General features: G+C 50.0%; 24 protein-coding genes and 1 pseudogene. 16 read left to right on the top strand and 9 right to left on the bottom strand.

Translation table 11 applies throughout. The features are described from left to right. Positions 1–35 precede the first annotated feature (35 nt). From sapF to ACU8YC_RS02765, 6 genes are all read right to left on the bottom strand, one after another. Entirely contained in the window at positions 36–842 is an 807-nt protein-coding gene (gene sapF, locus ACU8YC_RS02790) for a peptide ABC transporter ATP-binding protein SapF (RefSeq protein ID WP_151219354.1), read from the bottom strand. A 1-nt stretch (position 843) separates the two neighbouring features. Beyond that, positions 844–1836, bottom strand: coding sequence for a peptide ABC transporter ATP-binding protein SapD (gene sapD, locus ACU8YC_RS02785; RefSeq protein ID WP_003020556.1), 993 nt, complete (start codon positions 1834–1836; stop codon positions 844–846). Then, positions 1836–2726, bottom strand: a complete 891-nt coding sequence (gene sapC, locus ACU8YC_RS02780; protein ID WP_151219353.1) for a peptide ABC transporter permease SapC — start codon at positions 2724–2726, stop codon at positions 1836–1838. Before sapC ends, sapD begins: the two co-directional genes overlap by 1 nt. Next, positions 2713–3678: a peptide ABC transporter permease SapB gene (gene sapB / locus ACU8YC_RS02775; RefSeq protein WP_151219352.1), complete on the bottom strand. Its 966-nt coding sequence runs from the start codon at positions 3676–3678 to the stop codon at positions 2713–2715. The genes sapC and sapB overlap by 14 nt, the downstream gene beginning before the upstream one ends. After that, positions 3675–5318, bottom strand: a complete 1644-nt coding sequence (gene sapA, locus ACU8YC_RS02770) for an ABC transporter substrate-binding protein SapA (protein WP_151219351.1) — start codon at positions 5316–5318, stop codon at positions 3675–3677. Before sapA ends, sapB begins: the two co-directional genes overlap by 4 nt. 340 nt (positions 5319–5658) lie before the next feature. Next, positions 5659–6051: a YdeI family stress tolerance OB fold protein gene (locus ACU8YC_RS02765; RefSeq protein ID WP_187259596.1), complete on the bottom strand. Its 393-nt coding sequence runs from the start codon at positions 6049–6051 to the stop codon at positions 5659–5661. Between the two features lie 359 nt (positions 6052–6410). Here ACU8YC_RS02765 and ACU8YC_RS02760 point away from each other — a divergent pair, with 359 nt between their 5' ends. Then, a complete protein-coding gene (locus ACU8YC_RS02760; RefSeq protein WP_446894991.1) occupies positions 6411–7319 on the top strand; it encodes an SDR family oxidoreductase in 909 nt (302 codons plus the stop codon). A 91-nt stretch (positions 7320–7410) separates the two neighbouring features. Here the strand turns inward: ACU8YC_RS02760 and ACU8YC_RS02755 are convergent, their stop codons facing one another. Both ACU8YC_RS02755 and pspF read right to left on the bottom strand, forming a co-directional pair. After that, positions 7411–8055, bottom strand: coding sequence for a quinolone resistance pentapeptide repeat protein QnrB97 (locus ACU8YC_RS02755; protein WP_187259598.1), 645 nt, complete (start codon positions 8053–8055; stop codon positions 7411–7413). Positions 8056–8150: 95 nt separating this feature from the next. Further along, complete coding sequence (gene pspF, locus ACU8YC_RS02750; RefSeq protein WP_446894990.1) at positions 8151–9140, bottom strand: phage shock protein operon transcriptional activator; 990 nt, start codon at positions 9138–9140, stop codon at positions 8151–8153. Between the two features lie 155 nt (positions 9141–9295). On the opposite strand from pspF, the gene pspA reads away from it, so the two are divergent. The 15 genes and pseudogenes from pspA (at position 9296) to ACU8YC_RS02675 (ending at position 23707) form a co-directional block, all read left to right on the top strand. After that, positions 9296–9964 carry a phage shock protein PspA gene (gene pspA / locus ACU8YC_RS02745; RefSeq protein ID WP_151219347.1) on the top strand — a complete coding sequence of 223 codons (669 nt, stop codon included), beginning with the start codon at positions 9296–9298 and terminating at the stop codon, positions 9962–9964. Positions 9965–10018: 54 nt separating this feature from the next. Continuing rightward, positions 10019–10243, top strand: a complete 225-nt coding sequence (gene pspB, locus ACU8YC_RS02740) for an envelope stress response membrane protein PspB (protein ID WP_151219346.1) — start codon at positions 10019–10021, stop codon at positions 10241–10243. Beyond that, positions 10243–10602, top strand: coding sequence for an envelope stress response membrane protein PspC (pspC, locus tag ACU8YC_RS02735; protein WP_151219345.1), 360 nt, complete (start codon positions 10243–10245; stop codon positions 10600–10602). Before pspB ends, pspC begins: the two co-directional genes overlap by 1 nt. A gap of 8 nt (positions 10603–10610) precedes the next feature. Continuing rightward, positions 10611–10841: a phage shock protein PspD gene (gene pspD, locus ACU8YC_RS02730; protein WP_151219344.1), complete on the top strand. Its 231-nt coding sequence runs from the start codon at positions 10611–10613 to the stop codon at positions 10839–10841. 190 nt (positions 10842–11031) lie between these two features. Beyond that, a pseudogene (locus ACU8YC_RS02725) lies at positions 11032–12711 on the top strand (sugar phosphorylase). A 16-nt stretch (positions 12712–12727) separates the two neighbouring features. Then, positions 12728–14020 (top strand): ABC transporter substrate-binding protein, encoded by a 1293-nt coding sequence (locus ACU8YC_RS02720; protein WP_187252351.1) that lies wholly within the window; start codon positions 12728–12730, stop codon positions 14018–14020. 20 nt (positions 14021–14040) lie between these two features. Beyond that, on the top strand, positions 14041–14922 hold the full coding sequence (locus ACU8YC_RS02715) for a carbohydrate ABC transporter permease (RefSeq protein ID WP_151219342.1): 882 nt from the start codon (positions 14041–14043) through the stop codon (positions 14920–14922). Next, positions 14909–15751 (top strand): carbohydrate ABC transporter permease, encoded by an 843-nt coding sequence (locus ACU8YC_RS02710; RefSeq protein WP_414077911.1) that lies wholly within the window; start codon positions 14909–14911, stop codon positions 15749–15751. The genes ACU8YC_RS02715 and ACU8YC_RS02710 overlap by 14 nt, the downstream gene beginning before the upstream one ends. A 27-nt stretch (positions 15752–15778) precedes the next feature. Beyond that, positions 15779–16831 carry a zinc-dependent alcohol dehydrogenase gene (locus ACU8YC_RS02705; RefSeq protein WP_252838820.1) on the top strand — a complete coding sequence of 351 codons (1053 nt, stop codon included), beginning with the start codon at positions 15779–15781 and terminating at the stop codon, positions 16829–16831. A gap of 16 nt (positions 16832–16847) precedes the next feature. Further along, the gene (locus ACU8YC_RS02700; RefSeq protein ID WP_151219340.1) at positions 16848–17636 is read left to right on the top strand and encodes a sugar phosphate isomerase/epimerase family protein; all 789 of its coding nucleotides are present in this window, start codon (positions 16848–16850) and stop codon (positions 17634–17636) included. Positions 17637–17646: 10 nt separating this feature from the next. Beyond that, complete coding sequence (locus ACU8YC_RS02695) at positions 17647–18702, top strand: Gfo/Idh/MocA family protein (protein ID WP_446894989.1); 1056 nt, start codon at positions 17647–17649, stop codon at positions 18700–18702. Further along, a complete protein-coding gene (locus ACU8YC_RS02690) occupies positions 18699–20975 on the top strand; it encodes a glycoside hydrolase family 65 protein (RefSeq protein ID WP_446894988.1) in 2277 nt (758 codons plus the stop codon). Before ACU8YC_RS02695 ends, ACU8YC_RS02690 begins: the two co-directional genes overlap by 4 nt. After that, on the top strand, positions 20972–21640 hold the full coding sequence (gene pgmB, locus ACU8YC_RS02685) for a beta-phosphoglucomutase (protein ID WP_151219338.1): 669 nt from the start codon (positions 20972–20974) through the stop codon (positions 21638–21640). The genes ACU8YC_RS02690 and pgmB overlap by 4 nt, the downstream gene beginning before the upstream one ends. 10 nt (positions 21641–21650) lie before the next feature. Continuing rightward, entirely contained in the window at positions 21651–22733 is a 1083-nt protein-coding gene (locus ACU8YC_RS02680; protein WP_151225504.1) for an ABC transporter ATP-binding protein, read from the top strand. A gap of 68 nt (positions 22734–22801) precedes the next feature. Next, complete coding sequence (locus ACU8YC_RS02675; RefSeq protein WP_151219336.1) at positions 22802–23707, top strand: OmpG family monomeric porin; 906 nt, start codon at positions 22802–22804, stop codon at positions 23705–23707. Between the two features lie 30 nt (positions 23708–23737). On the opposite strand, the gene ACU8YC_RS02670 is transcribed toward ACU8YC_RS02675, so the two are convergent. Next, a complete protein-coding gene (locus ACU8YC_RS02670) occupies positions 23738–24748 on the bottom strand; it encodes a LacI family DNA-binding transcriptional regulator (RefSeq protein ID WP_187252355.1) in 1011 nt (336 codons plus the stop codon). Positions 24749–24915 lie beyond the last annotated feature (167 nt).

Genomic DNA, 24915 nt, shown 5'->3' with positions numbered 1-24915 from the left:
AATTGGCCCTCCGGTTGAGGAGGGCTGCAATTTTGCTAGCGATCTTTTCGCCAGGCATCAGCGGTAAGCGCTTCGCCGAAATGACCGGCAATCAGGCGGCGGGTAAGTTCGTGCAGCGGGGAGGCCAGAACATCCGCTGTACTGCCGCGTTCAACCACTTCGCCCTGGTGCATGACCAATACCTGATCGCTGATATGTTTCATCATGCCGATGTGTTGGGTTACATAGATATACGATATTCCCTGTTTTTCCTGTAATTCCAGCATCAGGTTGATGAGCTGTGAACGCATCGACATGTCCAGAGAGGCCAGGGCTTCGTCAGCGATAATGACTTTTGGACGCAAAATGAGCGCACGAGCAAGGCCCAGACGCTGTTTTTGCCCTGGGGCTAGCATATGCGGGTAGTAGCTTACGTGATCGGGCAGTAGCCCAACCATGCGCATGGTTTCAACGATCTGCTTACGGCGCTGTTCAGGTTCAAGGTCGGTATTCAGACGTAGCGGGAAATCGAGGATTTGCGAGATACGCTGCCGTGGATTGAGCGACGTTGACGGATCCTGGAAAATCATACGGATACGCTGGCTGCGGAATGAATAATCGCCATATTTTAACGGGTGATCGTCAATCAGTAGCTCACCGCTGGTGGGCTCAATCATACCTGCCAGCATCTTTGCCAGCGTGGACTTGCCGGAACCATTTTCACCAATGATGGCAAGCGTCTGGCGCTCGCGTAGAGTGAAGCTTAGTGGCTTAACGGCCTCAACGGTCTGGCGGCGGAATAAGCCCGTCCGGTAGCGAAAGGTTTTGCTCAGATTACGCACTTCGAGCAGGGTTTCTACCATCTCACTCTCTCTCCATATTCAGCGGGAAATGACAGGCGTAGAGATGATTCTTTGCTCCGGTCAGTCTTGGGGTTTCAATGCATTCGCGCTGAGCATAAGGGCAGCGTGGGCCCAGACGACAACCTATGGGTAATTGTTCTAACAATGGAATGGCTCCTGGCATGGTATTCAGGCGGCTTTTATGCGGCATTGCGCTACCAAAATCAGGAATGGCGCGAATTAACGCCTGGGTATAAGGATGGTGCGGAATGGTGACCAGATCTTTACTGGGCGCTGTTTCCACCGTTTGTCCGCAGTACATCACGTTGATTTTGTCTGCCCACTGGCTGAGCATTTGCAGGTCATGGCTTATCAACAAAATGGTGGTATTGCTATTTTGGTTTAGCCGCGTCAGCAGGCGGAAAATTTGCGCCTGGGTGGTGGGTTCCATCGCATTCGTCGGCTCATCGGCAATCAGCAAGCGCGGCTGGTTAGCCAATGCGATTGCGATCATCACTTTCTGGCATTCGCCGTCGGTAAGCTCATATGGGAAGCTGCGCATAGCATCTTTATGATCTTTTATTCCGACGCGGTGCAGGAGCTCAATTGCGCGGCGTTTGCGCCAGCCGATGCGCTGCCACCAGCGGCCTTTGTAAGTCCATGCCGGAATATTTTGCATTAGCTGTCGTCCGATACGCTCGGACGGATCGAGACACGACTGCGGTTCCTGAAAGATCATGGAAACGTTGTGGCCAACCAGCTTGCGTCGTTCACGGGCGGAAAGACGCAGCAGATCGATATCATCAAAGCGCATGCGGTCTGCGGTTACGCGCCAGTTATCTTTAGCAACGCCACAAATGGCTTTGGCGATCAGACTTTTGCCGGATCCAGACTCGCCGACCAGGCCGCGAATTTCACCTTCATTGAGGGTCATGCTGACGCGGTCAACCGCCTTCACCCAGTCGTCGCCGGTCCTGAATTCAATGGTCAGGTTGCGGATATCCAGTAATGGCATTATTCCACCCCCGCAATAATTGCGCGGCGTACGCCGTCACCCAGCAGGTTAACCAGCAGCACGCTTATCATAATCGCCGCGCCTGGCAGCATGACTGTCCACGGTGCGACATAAATCAACTCCAGCGCGTCGCCAAGCATGGCGCCCCATTCTGGTGATGGCAACTGCGCGCCAAGGTCGAGAAAACCCAGCGCGGCGATGTCCAGAATCGCCATCGACAGCGCACGGGTGATTTCAGTAATAAGCCCGGCGGTAATGTTGGGCAGAACGGCAAACCACAGGATATTGAGCGTAGTTGCGCCGTCCAGACGCGCGGCAATAACGTACTCTTTTTCCAGCTCGTCATGCACCATGCTGTAGACGGAGCGGACCATGCGCGGCAGTAATGCCAACCAGACGGCAAACATTGCATGCGTCAGATGCGGCCCGGCAAAGGCCACCACGATGATCGCCAGCAGCAGCGAAGGGATCGAGAGCAAGGTGTCCAGAATATGGTTTAGCACCGCTGAGCGCAAACCGTGCGTCGCACCGGCAACCACGCCCAGCAGCAGACCACACAGCGTGGCGGCGAGGGTGACGACAAACGCGCCACCAACGGTCGGGGCTGCTCCGCTGAGCAGGCGGCTTAGTACGTCACGCCCCAGATCGTCAGTTCCGAGGAAAAATGAGACTTCACCATAGCGCGACCATGAAGGCGGTAAAAGCTGATAACCGAGAAACTGCTGGTCGATGCCATAAGGCGCAAACCAACCACCAAAAATACACAGAATCGCCAATCCCGCGCAGCCATACAGGCCGATCATCGCCGACGCATCGCCGTAGAAATTGCGCCAGGCGGTGCGCAGCGTACCCGGCGGGCGCTTTTCGCTGTAGACGCTATCGTAAGGCATACCATTCCTTATGTTTCAGAGGGTTAGCCATAGCACCCAAAATATCAGAGATGACGTTGACGATGATAACCAGTGAACCAATCACCATGACGCCCGCTGAAATCGCTGCGTAATCCTGCTGGCGAATCGCGTTAATCAGCCAACGGCCAAGGCCTGGCCAGCTAAAGACCATCTCGGTGATCATCGCCAGCGTCAGCATGGTCGAAAACTGTAATCCCAGGCGTGGGATCACCGGCGGAAGGGCATTGTGCAACACGTGGCGACGTAAAATCGTGAACCGCGACAGACCGCGCGTGGCAGCCGCTTTAACGTAGTTTTGATCAAAGACCTCAATGGTGCTGATACGCATCAGGCGAATCACTTCCGTGGTAGGGGCGACGGAAAGCGTTAACACCGGAAGCACCATGTGACGGATTGCGCTGATCAGCATTTCATCACGCCAGGGAGAGGTGGAGATCCACGCATCGATGATGGCAAATCCGGTAACGGGTTTCACTTCGTAGAGCAGATCAAACCGCCCTGAAACGGGAAGCCAGCCCAGGGTCAGTGAGAAGAGCAACGTCAGTAACAATGCCAGCCAAAAAACTGGAATGGAAAATCCCATCAACGCTAATGCACTGATACAACGGTCCTGCCATTTGTTGCGCGTGATACCAGCCAGCATGCCAACGGGGATGCCGACCATTAGCGCAAAACCAAAGGCCAGAATGCACAATTCCATCGTCGCCGGGAACACCTCCTTCAACTGTTCCGAGATCAACTGGCCGTTAATACTGGACACTCCAAAATCCCAGTGAATGAGGCCATTGAACCAGAACACCCAGGCATTCCACAGCGATGCGCCCTGTAACGGCGCATGAGGTGTGAAGTAGCTCAGGCTGAATCCAATAAAGGTCAGAAAGAACAAGGTGACCAGCAGCAACAAAAATCGACGCAGGGTGAAGATAATCATGGTTTTTTCACCTCATCCTTCTTTTCCCTGGAAACCCCGGCAAAAGAGGCATTGCCGAACGGGCTGAGCACCAGCCCTTTGATATCGTAGCGGTAAGCCTGTAGACGCAGTGAAGAGGCCAGCGGCAGGATCGGTAGTTCTTTCGCAAGAATATTTTGCGCTTCGTCATAGGCATCGATTCGCGATGATAGCTGCTGTGAAGAGAGGGCTTTGCGCAGAATGCGGTCAAACTCCGGATTACACCAGTGGGCGAAGTTGGTCTGCGAGTTGATGGCGGCGCAACTTAGCAACGGTCGGAAAAAACTGTCAGGATCGTTACTGTCCGTCGCCCAACCGGATAACGTCAGATCATGGTTCATATCCATTAATCGCGCCTCCTGAAAACGACCTTCTACCGGAATAATCTTCACTTTCACACCTACCTGAGCCATGTCTGCCTGAATCAGCTCGGCGGTTTTCAGTGGACTTGGGTTCCAGGCCTGAGAGCTGGTGGGAACCCAAAGCTCTAACGTCAGGTTCTCCAGCCCCAGCGCTTTTAACTGTTCGCGCGATTTTGCCGGGTTGTACTCTGTAATTTTAGCCTCGTTGTCATAAGCCCACGAGGCGCGAGGCAAAATAGATGCTGCAGTTTCTGCCGTTCCATAGTAGATGGACTGCATCAACCGTTGGTTGTTAATGGCCAGCGCCAGCGCATGCCGCACATCAGGGTTATTCAACGGCGGTTTATTGGTGTTGAATGCCAGATAGGCAATGTTCATGCCTGGGCGCAGCGTCAGGCGCAGGCGTGGGTCATCACGCAAAATGCTGAGCTGGCTGGCGGCAGGCCAAGCCAGAACGTCGCATTCTCCGGTCAGAAGTTTCGATAGACGTCCGGTGCCGCCGGAGCCAAGGTCCACAACCACCTGCGGCATCAGCGGAGTACCACGCCAGAATTTTTCATGGCGTTGCAGTCGAATATATTGCCCAGCGCGATTCTCAGAAAGCAGGTATGGGCCCGTGCCGACAGGTTGTCTGTCAAGCAGTTCCTGACGATCCTGTTTTGCTAGCTTAGCCGCATATTCTGCCGACATCACGGAGGCATAATGTGTGGCGAGATGCCATAAGAAGGAGGCATCAGGTTGTGTTAAGCGGAATTCGACGGTGTTGTTGTCCAGTTTGCGTACGCTTTGGACGTTATCGGCAAACTGTAGACTGTCAAAATAGGGGAAACTGCTACCGTTCACATTGTGCCACGGATGCTGGCGATCAAAGATTCGCTCGAAGGTAAATACCACGTCGTCCGCATTCAGTTTGCGGGTGGGGGTAAACCATGCGGTCTTCTGAAACTGTACGTCGCGACGCAGATGGAAGCGGTAAGTTGCGCCGTTATCCAGTACCTCCCAGCTTTCAGCCAGTTCAGGCACGAGTCGATATGTGTACGGGTCGACATCAAGCAGTCGGTCATACAATTGAGCCGCCAGCGTGTCGACGATCAGGCCGCTGCTCGCTTTTTGTGGATTGAAGGTATTGACCTGTCCGCTGACGCAATAGACGAAGCCGCTGTCACGAATATCAGCTTGCGAGGCCTGCTCAGGCGCAGCAACAGCCTGACCACTCAAAAATCCAGCCATCACGATCAGAGATGATAAAACCAGGCGCATAATTTTAAAGGGTTATTTTAAAAGAGGCTATCTTACTAATACTTAATGACATTTGCCATTACCGTTTGTGTTTGGGGACGTCAGGGGTGATAACCGCGAATTCAACCTCGCAACATGGTCAAAATTCATACCCACTATCCACTTTGAATATACTCTATTAACTATCTTAGCATTTTCATGACCCATCTGACTCGCTTAAACGTGGGATTCGCTGGCAGACAGAAAAATGTGAGGGGAGAGAGGGGGAGAAATGACCATGACGGGCAGAAGAGAGCATTAGCAAAACCGTGAGAATAATGAAAATCTACCGGGAAGAGTGGCTTCTTTCCCGGTTATTGCGTTACTTCTGGAGTTTATTTACTCGTATTACTGGTGGTTGCATTTTCGCGTCGAGACTACCGTTAATACTGATCATTTGATCGGGTTTAACCGTTCGACCATCGAAAACCGCGAGTGGAATTAAAGTATGGATACTGCCGGTTTTATCACGAAAGATAAATTTGTCTCCGCCTTGATCCTCGATGAGATTACCTCGCAGAGAAATGGTCGCACCATCATGCATAGTTTTGGCCTGTTCGACAGTCATGATTCTTGCATCTTCAGTCCCACGATAACCTTCATCCAGAGCGTGGGGTGGCGGTGGAGCAGTATCCTTTTTCAACCCGCCGATATCATCAGCAAGCGCTGGCGACAATAAAAAACAACACAATAATGGCGCTATGGATAATTTCATACGTTCTCCATTTTGAGAGGGTTGAGATATTAATTATGGTTGCTATTTATTAATAAAGCGAACTGGATAAGTCTCAAATGATTACGTGAAAATTAAATCTAACGCTGATGGGTGCGCTGAGATTAAAATGGTGATTTTTTATATAAAGCTATGATTTATATCGATTTATTATTTTTTATATTAAACCTGGATTAATCTCATTGTGTACATTGAAGTCGTGATGTGGCTATAAATACAGCGGCGTGTGGGAGCGAGAATTAATATTATGAGGAATTAGGTTTAGGTGAGTAATATAGGTCATGTCACTCATTTTGGTCTACGCTTATTAGTCTTTGTGATAATTGATGAGAGGTAATTGAATGGCTGACTTAAATAAGAAAAAAAAGACCATCAATAAAACTAATTCTGCGCGTTTTCCGACGCCGCCTTTTCCACGGCAGCAACAACCCTTTCCTGGGCTGGCGGGGAAAATGCAACCGCGTCCCGACCATGGAGAAGACAGCTATCAGGGAAGCGGTCGCTTGAATGGGCGCAAGGTATTAATTACCGGTGGGGATTCGGGAATTGGTCGTGCTGTTGCTATTGCCTATGCTCGTGAAGGTGCTGATGTTGCGATCAACTATTTACCTGAAGAAGAAGACGATGCGCGTGAAGTAGTCGACCTGATAAAAAAAGCAGGCAGAAATGTTTTGGCTATCCCCGGAGATATCCGTGATGAAACTTTTTGCGGCAATCTGGTAAAACAGGCGGTAAAAGGACTGGGAGGGTTGGATATCCTCGTCAATAATGCGGGGCGTCAGCAATTTTGCGAGTCAATTGAGGAACTCACCACAGAAGATTTTGATGCAACATTCAAGACCAATGTCTACGCTATGTTTTGGATAACCAAAGCGGCTATACCCCATCTTTCACCAGACAGCGTGATAATTAATACCTCCTCGGTACAGGCTTATGAACCAAGTGAAATCCTGCTTGATTATGCTCAGACCAAGGCAGCGATCGTGGCATTTACTAAATCGCTGGCGAAGCAACTGGCCCCGAAAGGGATACGGGTAAATGCTGTAGCGCCGGGACCATACTGGACTGTGCTGCAGTGCTGTGGTGGTCAACCCCAGGAAAAAGTGGAGAAATTTGGTGCAAATGCGCCGCTGGGCCGCCCTGGTCAACCGGTGGAGATTGCGCCGCTTTATGTCACTTTGGCCGCTGAAGAGAACAGCTATACATCCGGCCAGGTCTGGTGCTCTGATGGGGGGACAGGAACTCTTTGACGCTCATGCGCTCTGCGTTGAAAGTCACTTTTAAGGTGAGTGCGGACACCATCGTATAAGGGCGGGAGCGGTACTTACCGCTCCCTGAATGTTAACCAATCACAGCGATACCAAGCCGCTCCATCAGCAACGCGGCCTGGTAGCTGTCCAATTTGACACCTTGTAAATCGACGCCCCGAATATCTAAATTACCCAGTTCGGAATTGGTCAAATCACAATGCGTAAAATTTGCAGTCCGCCAGTCGAACGACGAAAACTCGCCGCCGGAGAGATCTGAACCACTGAAGGTCGCACCCAGCACCTGAGTTCCCATCCATCGGTTTTCCCACAATTCGCACTTTTCAAGCACGGCCTTCGAAAAGTTGGCGTAGCTTAGATTGGTATTAGTGATATATGCGCTGCAAAACCAGGTGCGCGTGGTGATCATATTCATAAAGCTTGCACTGCGAAAATCTGCACCCTGTGCGCGGCAGTGACGAATTTCAATGCCCAGCGCACTGGCGTTGCGAAAATCCGCCATTGATAAATCACAGCTTTTAAAAATGGCATCTTTCAGCATTGCGCGACTGAAATTGCACCCTTTCTGGTTTTCTCGATCATAGAACTGACAGCCGATAAATTCAGTACCGCTAAGGTCGACGCCCGAAAAATCACAGTTTAAAAAAGTGCTATTTTCAACTTTTTCACCGGTGAAGCGGTTTCTGTCAATTTTTTCGCCAATTAATGACAACGTCATAATCTGGTGCCTGTCTTTTTATACAGTGGAATGGCATGTTAAGCTGTTTTAACGTTATGCGTCAAACCATCCAATATCACGTAGAAAAAAGTAGATTAAATCTGGTGTTTCTTCAGCAAAGCGCGTAGCTGATGATAAGTCAAACCTAATAATTCAGCGGCTTTTTTCTGATTAAATTTTGCCTGCTGTAAGCTGGTCTGTAACAAGTCTTTTTCCTGCAGCCGCTGGAACTCACGCAGATCCAGCGGTAAAGCAACAGATGCCGGTGTTGTTTCCGCTACCTGCGGCTGCGAAACGTGACGGCAGAAGGGGTCAATGATTATCTCATCCAATGGGAAATCGCTGGTACCGTGCCGGTATACGGAGCGCTCCACAACGTTTTTCAGTTCACGAATATTGCCCGGCCAGCGATAGTGGAGGAGGGTTTCTCTGGCCTCAGCGCTAAACCCAGGAAACAGGGGTAACCCGATCTCGCGGCACATCTGAATAGCGAAATGCTCGGCCATTAACATGATGTCGCTTTGACGCTCGCGTAACGGGGGCAGTTGCACCACGTCAAAGGCCAGACGATCCAGCAGATCTGCGCGGAAAGTGCCTTCGCTGACCATACGTGGCAGGTCTTCATTGGTCGCACAAACAAGGCGAACGTTAACCTGCAAGGGCTGGCTGCCGCCGACACGCTCCAGCTCGCCATATTCAATTACGCGCAGCAGTTTTTCCTGCACCAGCATTGGTGCGGTCGCCAGTTCATCAAGAAACAGCGTACCGCCATCAGCACGTTCGAAACGCCCTGGATGGCGTTTTTGCGCCCCGGTAAAAGCCCCTGCTTCGTGACCAAACAGTTCGGAATCCAGCAAGTTCTCGTTGAGGGCCGCGCAGTTAAGCGAGATAAACGGGCCTTGCCAACGGGTGGAGAGATAGTGCAGGCGGTTGGCGATAAGCTCTTTCCCAGTACCTCGCTCACCAATGACCAGTACAGGTTTATCCAGCGGTGCCAGATGAGAAACCTGCTCCAGTACTTCAATAAAGCTGTTTGCTTCGCCCAGTAGATTGTCTTTGTATTCTGCCATGATGAAATTCACCATTTGTTAGTGTTATTCACCAATTTACCCTAATTATCTCGTCAGGTAAAATTAGATATAATTATTAAAATCAATACCTTAAAAAGTTGGCACGCCAAGTGCATTACGTAAACAGCAGGGCATCGCCCGATATCAGAACAGTAAGTGAGGATTACATTATGGGTATTTTTTCTCGTTTTGCCGACATCGTGAACGCCAACATTAATGCGTTGCTGGAAAAGGCTGAAGATCCGCAGAAGCTGGTGCGGTTAATGATCCAGGAAATGGAAGATACCCTGGTTGAGGTGCGGTCAAACTCCGCCCGCGCACTGGCAGAAAAGAAACAATTATCTCGCCGTATCGAACAGGCGAGTGCACAACAGGCAGAGTGGCAGGAAAAAGCCGAGCTGGCGCTGCGCAAAGAGAAAGAAGATTTGGCGCGTTCTGCGTTAATCGAAAAGCAGAAACTGACCGACCTGATTGCTTCTCTCGAGCATGAGGTGACGCTGGTTGACGATACGCTGACGCGTATGAAAAAAGAGATCGGTGAGCTGGAAAATAAACTCAGTGAAACCCGGGCTCGTCAGCAGGCGTTAATGCTGCGCCATCAGGCGGCGAGTTCTTCCCGCGATGTTCGTCGTCAACTGGACAGCGGCAAGCTGGATGAAGCGATGGCGCGCTTTGAATCTTTCGAGCGACGTATCGATCATATGGAGGCTGAGGCTGAAAGTCATAACTTCGGCAAACAGAAGTCTCTGGATCAGCAATTTGCTGACCTGAAAGCAGATGATGAAATCAGCGAGCAGCTGGCGCAACTTAAAGCCAAAATGCAGCAAGACAAGCAATAATAACATCTGGCGGCGCCCGAACGCGCCGCCGCTCATCACCTGTAAGGAGTACTCATGAGCGCGCTATTTCTGGCTATCCCGTTAACCATCTTTGTGTTGTTTGTTTTACCGATTTGGCTCTGGCTGCATTACAGCAACCGTTCCAGTCGTGGCGAACTGTCGCAAAGTGAACAGCAACGTCTGGTCGAACTCAACGATGACGCACTGCGGATGCGCGAGCGCATTCAGGCGCTGGAAGACATCCTTGATGCTGAACATCCAAACTGGAGGGACCGCTAATGGGAGGCGTTAACCTGAACAAAAAACTGTGGCGTATTCCGCAGCGGGGCATGGTGAAGGGGGTTTGTGCTGGGATTGCGCATTATCTCGATGTGCCTGTGAAGCTGGTACGGATCCTGGTGGTGTTGTCAGTCTTTTTTGGTCTGGCTTTTTTTACCTTCGTCGCCTACATCGTGCTGACGTTTGTGTTGGACCCGATGCCGGACAATGTGGTTTCCGGCGAGCAGCAGCCTTCAAGCGGTGAACTATTGGACGCTGTCGATCGTGAGCTGGCCGCAAGTGAAAAGCGTTTGCGTGAAATGGAGCGTTATGTGACGTCTGATACCTTTTCATTACGCAGCCGCTTCCGCCAACTGTGAGGTTAGAAATGAACAATCGCTGGCAACGTGCCGGGCAAAGGGTTAAGCCGGGCTTCAAAATAGCAGGTAAGCTGGTGCTTCTGACTGCGCTGCGCTACGGCCCGGCGGGGGTAGCAGGGTGGGCGGTGAAATCCGTCGCCCGACGCCCGCTAAAAATGCTGCTGGCGCTGATTCTGGAGCCGGTATTGAGTCGGGCTGCAGCAAAATTGTCGAAACGCTATTCAGGTAATCAAACCTGATATCTGAATCAGCAAAAGCAAGCAACAACTAATCAACATCCCCTCAGTTAATTTGCGGCAGCTCACAAATACGATTTTTTGGCTGCCAAATTTCTTTTATACCCCCCTCAGGAGTACCTCGGCTGATTGACAGCTTATTTTCGTCAGAGTAGTCTCTTGATTCATGGGACCGCTACCACGGAAATCAAAAGTGAATCAAAAGATCCAAAAGTGCCTGACTGAAGTTTATGGTGATGCATTGACTTCATGTCACTATCAAGCGCTGGTTGCACGTTTAGAAAAATCACAGAAATTAATTAAAAAAAAGCGTAAAACGCATTGGGACGAGGGTGATGTTGTTCTTATTACCTATGCCGATCAATTCCACGGGGCTGATCAGAAACCGCTGCCGACGTTTAATCAGTTTTATAATAAATGGCTTAAGTCGACATTTTCTCATGTGCATTTGTTGCCATTCTATCCGTGGTCTTAGGACGATGGCTTTTCGGTGATTAATTATCATCAGGTTGCTGAAGAGACCGGTGACTGGAATGATATTAAGCAACTGGATGAATCCAGTCGACTGATGTTTGATTTTGTTTGTAACCATATGTCAGCCAAAAGTGAATGGTTTAATAACTATTTGCAACAGCTTGACGGTTATGAGGATTTCTTTATTGCAATGGATCCTGAAATGGACCTGAGCAACGTAACGCGTCCACGCGCATTACCGTTACTGACACCTTTTACGCTGAAAGATAATACCGTGCGCCATTTATGGACGACGTTCAGCGACGACCAGATCGATCTCAACTATGCCAATCCGTTGGTGTTATTGGCGATGGTCGATGTGCTGCTGAGTTATCTTGAGCAGGGCGCGGATTATGTCCGCCTGGATGCGGTTGGTTTTATGTGGAAAGAGCCGGGGACGACCTGTATTCATCTGGATAAAACGCATCAGCTTATTAAACTGTTCCGCGCGATTGCAGAAGTCGCTGCACCGGGTACGGCGATCATTACTGAAACGAACGTTCCGCATAAGGATAACGTGTCTTACTACGGTAACGGTCATGATGAGGCGCACATGGTGTACCAATTCTCGCTGCCTCCGCTGGTGCTGCATGCGGTACAACGCCAGGATACGACAACTTTATGTCAGTGGGCACAATCACTGGAACTCCCCTCCAGGGAGACGACCTGGTTTAATTTCCTTGCATCACATGATGGTATTGGTCTCAACCCATTACGGGGTCTGTTACCTGAAGATGAAATCACGCAACTGGTGACAAAATTACAGCAGGAAGGCGCGCTGGTTAACTGGAAAAATAATCCTGATGGTAGCCGCAGTCCGTATGAAATTAACGTGACATATCTGGATGCGCTAACGCCTGGTAATTGCAGTGATGCCGAACGGTTCTCCCGATTTATTCTCGCACATGCCATTTTGCTGAGTTTTCCGGGCATACCTGCGGTTTATATTCAAAGCATTCTTGGATCACGAAATGACTATGAAGGGGTGGAAATATTAGGGTACAACCGTGCGATTAATCGTAAAAAATATTCGGTAAGACAAATAGAAGCAGAGTTGAAAGATGAAACCAGTTTGCGCCATGCTGTTTATTATGAATTATCCAGATTAATCGTCATTCGCCGTAATAATAAAGCCTTTCATCCTGATAGTGATTTTCAAATTAGTAGTGTTACACCGGCAGTAATGCTAATTAAACGTACGGCAGATACAGGCGAAAAAATTACCGGCGTATTTAATGTCAGCGATCATACTCAAACCATTAGTATTGATATTGAAAATAGATTTGATTTGATTAGCGATAAAGCTATTTCGGGTAAGGAATTAACGTTGCACGCCTGGCAGGTCATGTGGGTTAAGTAATAAAAAGGAACATTTCATGTTTAAAGCTAAAATTGTGCTGATTTCAGCACTGGTTTCCTGCGCCCTGGTTTCCGGGTGCAAGGATGATAAAAAGTCCTCTGTCGCGATTGAATTTATGCACTCCTCTGTAGAGCAGGAGCGTCAGGCGGTTATTGCGAAACTGATTGAGCGTTTTGAAAAAGAGAACCCGGGCATCAGTGTCAAACAGGTTCCAGTGGAAGAAGATGCTTACAACACCAAAGTCATTACCCTGGCGCGCAGCGGTTCATTGCCTGAAGTGATTGAAACCAGCCATGACTACGCGAAAGTTATGGATAAAGAATCCCTTATCGATCGTAAAGCGGTGGCGCAAGTCATCAACGGCGTAGGTGAAGATGCTTTTTATGATGGCGTTCTGCGTATAGTGCGCACTGAAGACGGAACTGCATGGACCGGAGTTCCGGTCAGCGCCTGGATTGGCGGGATCTGGTATCGCAAAGATGTGCTGGCTAAAGCCGGACTTCAGGAACCCAAAGACTGGCAGCAACTACTGGAAGCGGCGCAGAAGCTCAATAATCCTGGCAGTAAGAAATACGGTATTGCGCTGCCTACGGCGGAAAGCGTTTTGACCGAACAGTCATTCTCCCAGTTCGCGCTTTCTAACCAGGCCAACGTTTTTGATGGGCAGGGAAAGATAACGCTCGACACGCCTGAGATGACCCAGGCGCTGCAGTATTACCGCCAACTTGCCATGAACACTATGCCGGGCTCTAACGACATCATGGAAGTTAAAGACGCTTTCATGAACGGCACGGCGCCGATGGCGATTTACTCTACCTATATCCTTCCGGCGGTGATTAAAGAGGGTGATCCTAAAAATGTCGGCTTTATGGTCCCGACAGAAAAAACTTCCGCTGTTTACGGCATGTTGACGTCGCTAACCATTACCGCGGGCCAAAAATCTGAAGAAACAGAAGCAGCAGAGAAATTTGTCATCTTTATGGAACAGGCCGACAACATTGCGGACTGGGTCATGATGTCGCCAGGGGCCGCGCTGCCGGTCAACAAAGCGGTGGTGAATACCCCGACATGGAAAGATAACACTGTCATCAAAGCGCTGGGTGAATTACCCGATCAACTGATTGCCGAACTGCCAAATATTCAGGTCTTTGGCGCCGTGGGTGATAAGAACTTTACCCGCATGGGCGACGTAACCGGCTCGGGTGTCGTGAGTACCATGGTGCACAACGTGACGGTAGGCAAAGCTGACCTTTCATCGACTATCAAAGCAAGCCAGACAAAACTGGATGACCTTATTGAACAGCGCTAATGGGGAAATGGAAAGCCGTGATGAATAAGTTCTTTTCAGGCCGATCCGATATGCCATTCGCCATGCTGCTGCTGGCCCCTAGCTTGCTGTTGCTGGGCGGTTTAGTGGCGTGGCCGATGATATCTAACATCGAAATCAGCTTTATGCGTCTGCCGCTGAATCCGCAAATCGAGTCAACGTTTGTCGGCCTGAGCAACTATATCCGTATCTTATCCGATCCTGGATTCTGGCATTCACTGTGGATGACGGTCTGGTATACCGCGCTGGTCGTGGCAGGGAGCACGATACTGGGACTGGGCGTGGCGATGTTCTTTAACCGTGAGTTTCGTCTGCGGAAAACGGCGCGCTCACTGGTCATCCTCTCTTACGTAACGCCATCAATATCGCTGGTGTTTGCCTGGAAATACATGTTCAACAACGGCTACGGCATTGTGAACTACCTCGGCGTGGATCTGTTGCATCTTTACGATCAGGCGCCGCTGTGGTTCGACAATCCCGGTAGCAGCTTTGCGCTGGTCGTACTGTTCGCTATCTGGCGCTATTTTCCGTATGCCTTTATTTCGTTTCTGGCGATTTTGCAGACTATCGATAAATCGTTATATGAGGCAGCGGAAATGGATGGCGCGAACGCCTGGCAACGGTTTCGTATCGTCACGTTACCAGCGATTATGCCCGTGCTGGCGACCGTGGTGACGCTGCGCACGATCTGGATGTTCTACATGTTCGCCGATGTTTATCTGCTGACCACGAAAGTCGATATTCTCGGGGTCTATCTCTATAAAACAGCGTTTGCATTTAATGACTTAGGTAAAGCGGCCGCGATCTCTGTTGTCCTCTTCGTCATCATTTTCGCTGTTATCCTGCTGACCAGAAAACGGGTGAACCTCAATGGCAACAAATAAGCGCACGCTTGGCCGCATTGGCTTTTACTGTGGATTAATTGTCTTCCTGGGCATCACGTTATTTCCATTTTTTGTGATGCTGATGACTTCATTTAAAAGCGCAAAAGAGGCGATCTCGCTGCATCCAACGCTGTTACCGCAGCAATGGACGCTGGAACATTACATCGACATCTTCAACCCGATGATTTTCCCGTTTGTTGACTACTTCCGTAATAGCCTGGTGGTATCGGTCATTTCTTCTGTGGTGGCGGTGTTTCTCGGCGTGCTTGGCGCGTATGCGCTTTCTCGCCTGCGTTTTAAGGGACGGATGACCATCAATGCCAGCTTTTACACGGTGTACATGTTTTCAGGGATCCTGCTGGTAGTGCCGCTATTCAAAATCATTACGGCTCTTGGCATCTATGATACTGAAATGGCGCTAATTATCACTATGGTTACCCAGACGTTGCCGACAGCGGTATTCATGCTGAAAAGCTACTTCGACACCATTCCGGATGAGATAGAAGAGGCCGCGATGATGGATGGGTTGAACCGTCTGCAGATCATCTTTCGTATTACCGTGCCGTTGGCAATGTCTGGTCTGGTTTCGGTCTTTGTGTACTGCTTTATGGTGGCGTGGAATGACTACCTGTTTGCTTCGATTTTCCTTTCCAGCGCCAGCAATTTTACCTTACCGGTCGGTCTGAACGCGCTGTTCAGTACACCTGACTATATCTGGGGACGCATGATGGCTGCATCGTTAGTCACTGCATTGCCGGTGGTCATTATGTATGCGCTTTCCGAACGTTTTATTAAAAGTGGTTTGACCGCTGGCGGCGTGAAAGGTTAAGCGGCCAGTTTAATTAAGGAGTTGTAAATGAAGAAGTTAGTTGCCACAGAACCGCGCGTTGCAGCGCTGGTGGAATATGAAGACAGAGCGGTATCCGCCAATGAAGTTAAAGTTCGCGTTAAATTTGGCGCGCCGAAACATGGCACGGAAGTGGTCGATTTTCGCGCAGCCAGCCCGTTTATTGACGAAGATTTTAACGGTGAATGGCAAATGTTTATGCCGCGTCCGGAAGGGGCACCGCGCGGGATCGAATTCGGTAAATTCCAGCTTGGCAATATGGTGGTGGGCGATGTTATTGAGTGTGGCAGCGATGTGACCGAATACGCCGTTGGCGATTCAGTTTGCGGCTACGGTCCGCTGTCGGAAACAGTCATCATCAACGCGGTGAATAACTATAAGCTGCGTAAAATGCCGCAGGGCAGCTCGTGGAAAAACGCCGTCTGCTATGACCCGGCCCAGTTCGCCATGAGCGGTGTGCGCGACGCCAATGTGCGCGTTGGTGACTTTGTGGTCGTCGTGGGCTTAGGCGCAATTGGCCAGATTGCCGTGCAACTGGCCAAAAAAGCGGGCGCGTCGGTAGTGATCGGCGTAGATCCTATTGAACATCGCTGTGATATCGCTCGCCGTCATGGCGCGGACTTCTGCCTGAACCCGATCGGTACCGACGTAGGTAAAGAGATTAAAACGCTGACCGGCAAGCAGGGCGCGGATGTGATCATCGAAACCAGCGGCTATGCGGATGCGTTGCAGTCGGCGTTACGCGGTCTGGCCTATGGTGGAACCATTTCCTATGTCGCTTTTGCCAAGCCTTTTGCAGAAGGCTTCAACCTGGGCCGTGAAGCGCACTTTAACAACGCCAAAATTGTCTTCTCCCGCGCCTGCAGTGAACCGAATCCAGATTATCCGCGCTGGAGCCGCAAGCGCATCGAGGAAACCTGTTGGGAACTGTTGATGAACGGTTACCTGAACTGTGAAGAACTGATCGACCCGGTTGTGACTTTTGCCAGCAGCCCGGAAAGCTATATGCAGTATGTCGATCGCCATCCGGAAAAGAGCATCAAAATGGGTGTGACGTTTTAATTAAGGAATGCAGAAGATGAAAATTGGAACACAGAATCAGGCTTTTTTTCCGGAAAATATTCTCGAGAAATTCCGTTACATCAAAGAGATGGGGTTTGACGGTTTTGAAATTGACGGCAAATCGCTGGTTAATAACCTTGCGGAAGTAAAAGCGGCGATCAAAGAAACGGGTCTTCCCGTCACCACTGCCTGTGGAGGTTATGACGGCTGGATTGGTGATTTTATCGAAGAGCGTCGCTTGAACGGTTTACAGCAGATCACTCACATTCTCGAAGCACTGGCCGAAGTCGGTGGGCAAGGCATTATTGTCCCGGCTGCATGGGGCATGTTTACCTTCCGCTTACCGCCGATGACCTCACCGCGTAGCCTTGCGGGCGATCGTAAAGCCGTCAGTGATTCATTGATTTACCTCGATAACGTTGCCGGGCGTACGGGGACGGTGGTGTATCTGGAGCCGCTCAACCGCTATCAGGATCATATGATCAACACTCTGGCGGATGCCCGTCGCTATATCGTGGAAAATAATCTGAAGCATGTGCAAATCATTGGTGATTTTTACCATATGAATATCGAAGAAGACGATATGGCACAGGCGCTACATGACAATCGCGATCTGCTGGGTCACGTCCATATTGCGGATAACCATCGTTATCAGCCGGGAAGCGGTACGCTGGATTTCACTGCACTGTTTGACCAGTTACGTGAAGATAATTATCAGGGTTACGTTGTGTACGAAGGGCGCGTACGAGCAGAGAATCTGCCGGAAGCGTATCGTCAGTCACTGGCCTGGCTGCGTACCTGCTAAGAGGATTTCCGTGAAAAGTGCACTGACAAGCTCTCCGCTTCGTGTCGCCATTATCGGCGCCGGGCAGGTGGCGGATAAAGTTCATGCTTCGTACTACTGCACCCGCAACGATCTGGAACTGGTGGCTGTCTGTGACAGCCGCCTGGCACAGGCGCGGCTGTTTGCAGAGAAATACGGGAATCCGAAGGTTTGGGACGATCCAGAGACGATGTTACGTGAAGCTAAGCCAGATATCGTCAGCATTTGCTCGCCTAATCGCTTTCATTATGAACACACCATGTTGGCATTGAACGCTGGATGCCATGTGATGTGCGAGAAACCTCCGGCAATGACGCCAGACGAGGCGTTGGAAATGTGTAAAACGGCGCGTCGGGTGGGAAAAGTGCTGGCTTATGATTTTCATCATCGTTTTGCGCTGGATACACAACTGCTTCGTGAACAGGTGATGACAGGCGTGTTGGGTGAAATCTATATCACTAATGTTCGCGCTTTGCGCCGCTGTGGCGTGCCTGGCTGGGGGGTATTTACCAATGAAGAACTGCAGGGCGGTGGACCGCTAATTGATCTCGGTATTCATATGTTGGATGCCGCCATGTATGTGCTGGGGTTCCCGGCGGTAAAGCGTGTTAACGCGCACAGCTTTCAACGTATTGGCACGCGTAAAAACAGTGGGCAGTTTGGGAAATGGGATCCCACTACATATACCGTGGAGGATTCTTTGTTCGGCACGATTGAATTTCATAACGGCGGTATCCTGCGCCTGGAAACCTCTTTCGCGCTGAATATTCCTGAACAATCGATTATGAACGTTAATTTCTGCGGCGATTTGGCGGGGGCGACGTTATTCCCGGCCCAGGTTTACACCGACCGTGATGGTACGCTTGACGTGCTGCTTGCGCGCGAGATGGCTGATGACAACCGTCATTATCGCAGCATGGAAGCCTTCGTTAACCATGTCCAGGGCGAGCCTGTCACTATTGCTGATGCAGAGCAGGGCGTCGTTATTCAACAACTGGTTGCCGCACTGTATCAATCGGCTGAAACAGGGACCTATGTAGACTTATGACGAAGCCAGTAAATTTAACTGAACCAGTTTTTTGCCCACACAATCTGAATAAATATGCGTCACTTATGACGATCGGTAATGGCTATATGGGGATCCGCGCCAGCCACGAGGAAGCTTACACTTTACAGACGCGCGGTATGTACCTTGCAGGTCTTTATCACCGGGCAGGTAAAGGCGAAATTAATGAACTGGTTAATCTACCCGATGTAGTCGGAGTGGAGATCACGCTTAATGGCGAGATTTTCTCGCTAACCAGCGGCGTGATTGAAAGCTGGCATCGTGAACTGGATTTTTCCTGCGGGGAAGTTCGCCGTGAGCTTATCTGGTGTGCATCTGATGGGGCGCGTTTTGCCATTGAGAGCCGGCGTTTTGCCTCGGCCCAGAAACTGCCATTGTTGGCGATGGAAATCGTCATTACGCCTCTGGATGCCGATGCCTGCATTGGTATCTCGACCGGTATTGATGCCACGATCACCAATCATGGTCGCCAGCATCTGGATGAAACGCAGGTCCGGGTCTTTGGACAGCATCTTATGCAAGGGATTTACACCACCCAGGATAATCGTAATGACATCGCTATCGCCACATATTGCGATGTAGATGGCGCAGCGCAGCGTTGCTTCACTGCGAAAGAACGTCGCTTATTACAACACAACACCGTGCAGGCGCAAGCCGGGCAGCGCGTCACGCTGACGAAAATGAGTTGGGTTGACTGGACGAGCGAACGCAACCTGTCGCTTGAGACCTGGGGACGCCAGTCGCTGCGTAACATTGAAGAATGCGCGCAACAGGGATATGACGCTCTGTTGGCTGAGTCGAGCACCAACTGGCATGCCTGGTGGCAAAGCCGTCGTGTTCAGATTACCAGTACTGATATCAGCGATCAGCAGGCACTGGACTATGCGCTCTATCATCTGCGTGTGATGACCCCAGACCACGATGAGCGCAGCAGTATCGCGGCCAAAGGTCTGACGGGCGAAGGGTATAAAGGGCATATCTTCTGGGATACTGAGGTCTTTTTGTTACCATTTCACCTGTTTACCGAACCGAAAACCGCGAGAAGTCTATTGCGTTACCGCTGGCATAATCTGCCGGGGGCGCGTGAGAAAGCCCGTCGCAACGGTTGGCAGGGCGCGCTGTTCCCGTGGGAGAGCGCTCGCAGCGGTGATGAGGAAACGCCTGAATTCGCGGCGATCAACATTCGTACCGGGTTGCGGCAAAAAGTGGCCTCCGCACAGGCTGAACATCACCTCGTGGCGGATGTGGCCTGGGCGGTAATCCATTACTGGCATGCCACCGGGGATCTAAACTTCATGACACGTGAGGGCATGACGCTGCTGATGGAAACGGCGAAGTTCTGGATTAGCAGGGCTGTCATGATTAATGGTCGTTTAGAGATCCACGATGTGATTGGCCCGGATGAATACACTGAGCATGTGAACAACAATGCGTTCACCAACTACATGGCCTGGTACAACGTAGAGCAGGCGCTGGGTTTTGCCCGTAGATTCGGGTATAGCGATGAAACGTTTATTTATCGTGCAGAACATTTTTTACAGCATCTGTGGCGACCGGAAGTGCAGCCCGATGGCGTGCTGCCTCAGGATGATACGTTCCTGCGCAAACCGGCTATCGATCTGTCGCAGTACAAAGCCCAGGCGGGCAAGCAGACGATTTTGCTCGATTACTCCCGCGCGGAAGTCAATGAGATGCAAATTCTCAAACAGGCCGATGTCGTGATGCTGACCTACATGTTGCCAGAGCAATTTAGTCTGCAAACGTGTCTGGCAAATCTGCGTTTTTACGAGCCGCGCACAATTCATGACTCCTCTTTGAGTAAGGCGATCCATGGGATTGTGGCTGCGCGTTGTGGTGATTTGGCTCAGGGGTATCGGTTCTGGCGAGAAGGATCGCTGATCGATCTCGGAGAGGCACCACATAGCTGCGATGACGGTATTCATGCAGCAGCGACGGGGGCCATCTGGCTGGGGGCAATCCAGGGATTTGCTGGTGTGAACGTGCGTTACGGGGAGTTACATCTTGCGCCAGTATTACCTGCTCACTGGCAGAGGCTCTCTTTTCCGCTGCGTTGGCAGGGCTCCACTCTGCAGATAACTATCAATGATGCCGAAATCCGTATTCACAGCACTGAGCAGATTACCCTTTGGGTCAATGGCGAAAAAGTCTCGTTGCAAGGAGAGACCGTATTCAGCAATAGCGGCATCATTTCGCCTACGCATGGGACCGCTACCACAGAAGGAGGCGATGAATGATCTTCAAACCACAGGCCATCATTTTTGATTTAGATGGCGTGATTACCGACACTGCACATCTGCATTTTCTCGCCTGGCGACAGGTAGCTGATGAAATAGGAATTGAGATCGACGAAGCATTTAATGCCAGCCTGAAAGGGATTAGTCGCGGCGAATCGCTACAGCGTATTTTGCAATATGGCGGGAAAGCGGGGGCGTTTTCTCCTGAAGCCTGCGCACAATTGGCCGAGAGAAAAAACAGACTCTACGTCCATTCTTTGCGCCAGCTAACGGTTAACTCAGTATTACCGGGAATTCGTGAGCTGTTGATGACGTTGCGTGAACAGCAGATTCCGGTGGGACTAGCTTCTGTATCGCTTAATGCTCCCGCTATTTTACACGCGCTTGATCTTAGCTCTTATTTTGATTTTTGTGCGGATGCGGCGCTGATCACCCGCTCAAAACCGGATCCGGAAATTTTTCTGGCAGCCTGTGCGGGGCTTGGCGTTGACCCGCGGCAGTGTATTGGCATAGAAGATGCTCAAGCGGGAATTGAGGCGATCAATGCTTGCGGCATGCTTTCTGTTGGCATCGGTACAGGGCTGAACGAGGCAGGCTTGCAGCTTCCTGCAACCGAATTTCTGACGTGGCCGTGCTTATCGGCTTTCTGGCAACACGACAAGTAAAGGATTCAACATGGCACAGCTTTCGTTGCAACACATCCAAAAAATATACGATAACCAGGTGCATGTCGTTAAAGACTTTAATCTGGAAATTGAAGATAAAGAATTCATTGTTTTTGTTGGCCCTTCCGGATGTGGGAAGTCAACAACGCTGCGTATGATCGCCGGTCTGGAGGAGATCAGCGGTGGCGATCTACTGATTGACGGTAAGCGGATGAACGATGTGCCGGCCAAATCACGCAACATAGCAATGGTTTTTCAGAACTACGCGTTGTACCCGCACATGACCGTGTATGACAACATGGCGTTTGGCCTTAAAATGCAGAAAATTTCGCCTGCCGTAATTGAGGAACGCGTCAATTGGGCGGCGCAAATCCTTGGTCTTCGCGATTATCTGCAGCGTAAACCCGGTGCATTATCTGGTGGCCAGCGTCAGCGCGTGGCGCTGGGGCGTGCAATTGTTCGCGAGGCGGGGGTTTTCCTGATGGATGAACCCTTATCGAATCTCGATGCCAAACTTCGCGTTCAGATGCGGGCAGAAATTAGCAAACTGCATCAGAAACTCAATACCACCATGATATATGTTACCCACGATCAAACCGAAGCCATGACCATGGCGACGCGTATTGTGATTATGAAGGATGGCATAGTTCAACAGGTTGGTGCACCAAAAACGGTTTATAACCACCCAGCAAATATGTTTGTCGCCGGTTTTATTGGTTCACCGGCCATGAACTTTATTCGTGGTGCGATTGACGGAAATAAGTTTGTTACTGAAACACTGAAGTTAACGATTCCAGAAATTAAATTGGCAAAATTAAAAGCACAGGGCTATGAGCATCAGGCGGTCACGCTGGGTATTCGCCCTGAGGATATACATCCGCAGATTGAAAATGAAAATAGTGTATTGGCAAAAATTAGCGTTGCAGAACTCACCGGCGCTGAATTTATGCTTTATACCGTTGTTGGGGGGCATGAGTTGGTGGTCCGTGCCGGTGCAGTTAATGATTATCACGCAGGAGAAAACATCACAATTCATTTTGATATGGCGAAATGCCATTTCTTTGATGCTGAAACTGAAGTGGCTATTCAATAAAATTCCGGGGGGATAAAAATCCCCCAACCCTTGGGGCATTTTTGCGAGTATTTTAACAAGGAATAATAATGAAAACCCTACTGTCCGCGACTGCGCTGATAATCAGCGCAGGAATGGCCTGCGCGCAGGCTGCTGAAAAGAATGACTGGCACTTTAATATCGGTGCTATGTACGAAATAGAAAACGTTGAAGGTCAGGGCGAAGATATGGATGGACTTGCTGAGCCGTCCGTCTATTTCAATGCGTCCAATGGACCGTGGAAAATATCGCTGGCCTATTATCAGGAAGGACCGGTTGATTACAGCGAGGGCAAACGTGGGACCTGGTTTGATCGCCCGGAACTCGAAGTCCGTTATCAGTTCCTCGAAAGCGACGATGTTAATTTCGGTTTGACCGGTGGTTTCCGTAATTACGGTTATCACTATGTCAATGAACCGGGAAAAGATACCGCCAATATGCAGCGTTGGAAAGTTCAGCCGGACTGGGATGTTAAATTGACCGACGATCTGCGTTTTAGTGGCTGGCTGGCGATGTATCAATTCGTCAATGATTTGAGCACTACGGGTTACGCCGATAGTCGTGTCGAGAGTGAGACTGGGCTGAATTATACGTTTAACGAAACGGTGGGCTTAACGGTTAACTATTATCTTGAACGCGGTTTCAATCTGGCTGATTCACGTAATAATGGTGAGTTCTCAACCCAGGAAATTCGTGCTTATTTGCCGCTGTCTTTCGGCAATACGACTCTGACACCGTATACTCGTATAGGGCTTGATCGCTGGTCAAACTGGGACTGGCAGGACGATCCGGAACGCGAAGGTCATGATTTTAATCGTCTTGGTTTATTGTATGCCTATGATTTCCAGAACGGTTTATCCATGTCACTGGAATATGCTTATGAGTGGGAAGATCATGACGAAGGTGAAAGTGACAGATTCCATTATGCTGGTGTAGGTGTGAATTACGCATTCTAAAATGTACTGGGGCATATAATGCCCCAGTTTTTACACCAGTGAATCGGCCAATGATATTTGCGTGCTTACCGTGATATTCTGTAATCCTTTCTCACCGGCAATCAGCTTAAATAACAAATTGCAGCTTTGCTCACCCAGTTGTTGGGTGGGTACATCAATTCCGCCAGGAACTGGGGTCAGCATAAAAGACAGCAGTTCATTACTGTAACCGACAACGGCAAGTTGTTGCGGGATAGTAATGTTTTGCTCGGCCGCTACGCGATATAAACTCATTAACTTTAAGCTGTCGGTGGCAAATACAGCGTCGGGTAACGGCTGTTGGCTTAGTAGTTTTCGTGATGCGAGCAGGGCGGTTTCATGGGTATATCCCCCGTCAATAACCCACTCGTCATGCATTTTGATATTATGCGCTTCAAGACTGGCTTTATAACCATTAACGCGATCAATAGAAACATGAACGTCAAGCGGTGCATGTAAACAGGCTATATTGCGGTGTCCACTCTCAATTAGTGCATTGGTTAACGTAATACTGTCGCGATAGTTATCGGTATCTACAGAATAAACATTGGAATAGTCACCTTCGACTTTACCAATAACTACGACCGGAACATTGTATTTATCCAGCCTTGCAAAAAATGATTCATCGGCGGGAGAACTCAGCATAATGATCCCTTTGATCAATTTCTGCTTAATTTTGCTCTCGCATTTTTGCAAGTCATCTTCAGTGCTTCGCGACGTCTGTAATATGACATCAAAACCGACCTCTTCAGCCTTAGCTGTAATTGCATGCAGCACTTCAGAGAAAAACGGATTCCCGGCGGTTGTTTTTGCAGAACGGGTAGATATCACCATTATTGCATCAAACCCGGAAGAGGTGAGGGCGCGGGCAAGTTTATTGGGCTGATACTGTAACTCATCAATAGCGCGCTGCACTTTTTCAAGCGCTTCTGGCGAGATGTTGGTTTGCTTATTAAGCACGCGCGATACCGTGGATTTTGATACGCCAGCGGCTCGTGCAATATCATAAATGGTAGGAGACATAGTTCCCAGGCTCCGTCCGAGAGTCAATGGCGGACATATTATGGAGTTAATTGGCGAATGACAACAATCTCGGAATACGGTTAGAAAACTCAAAAGGCTAACCGCACTATGTGTGTGCTGATGAACAATCGTCCACGGACGCAGACGGTGATAATACGATCGCAATA

The sequence above is a fragment of the Citrobacter sp. VF227 genome, assembly GCF_052950715.1.
The sequence above is the reverse complement of the archived record's forward strand: the minus strand, read 5'-3'. Positions and strand labels throughout refer to the sequence as shown.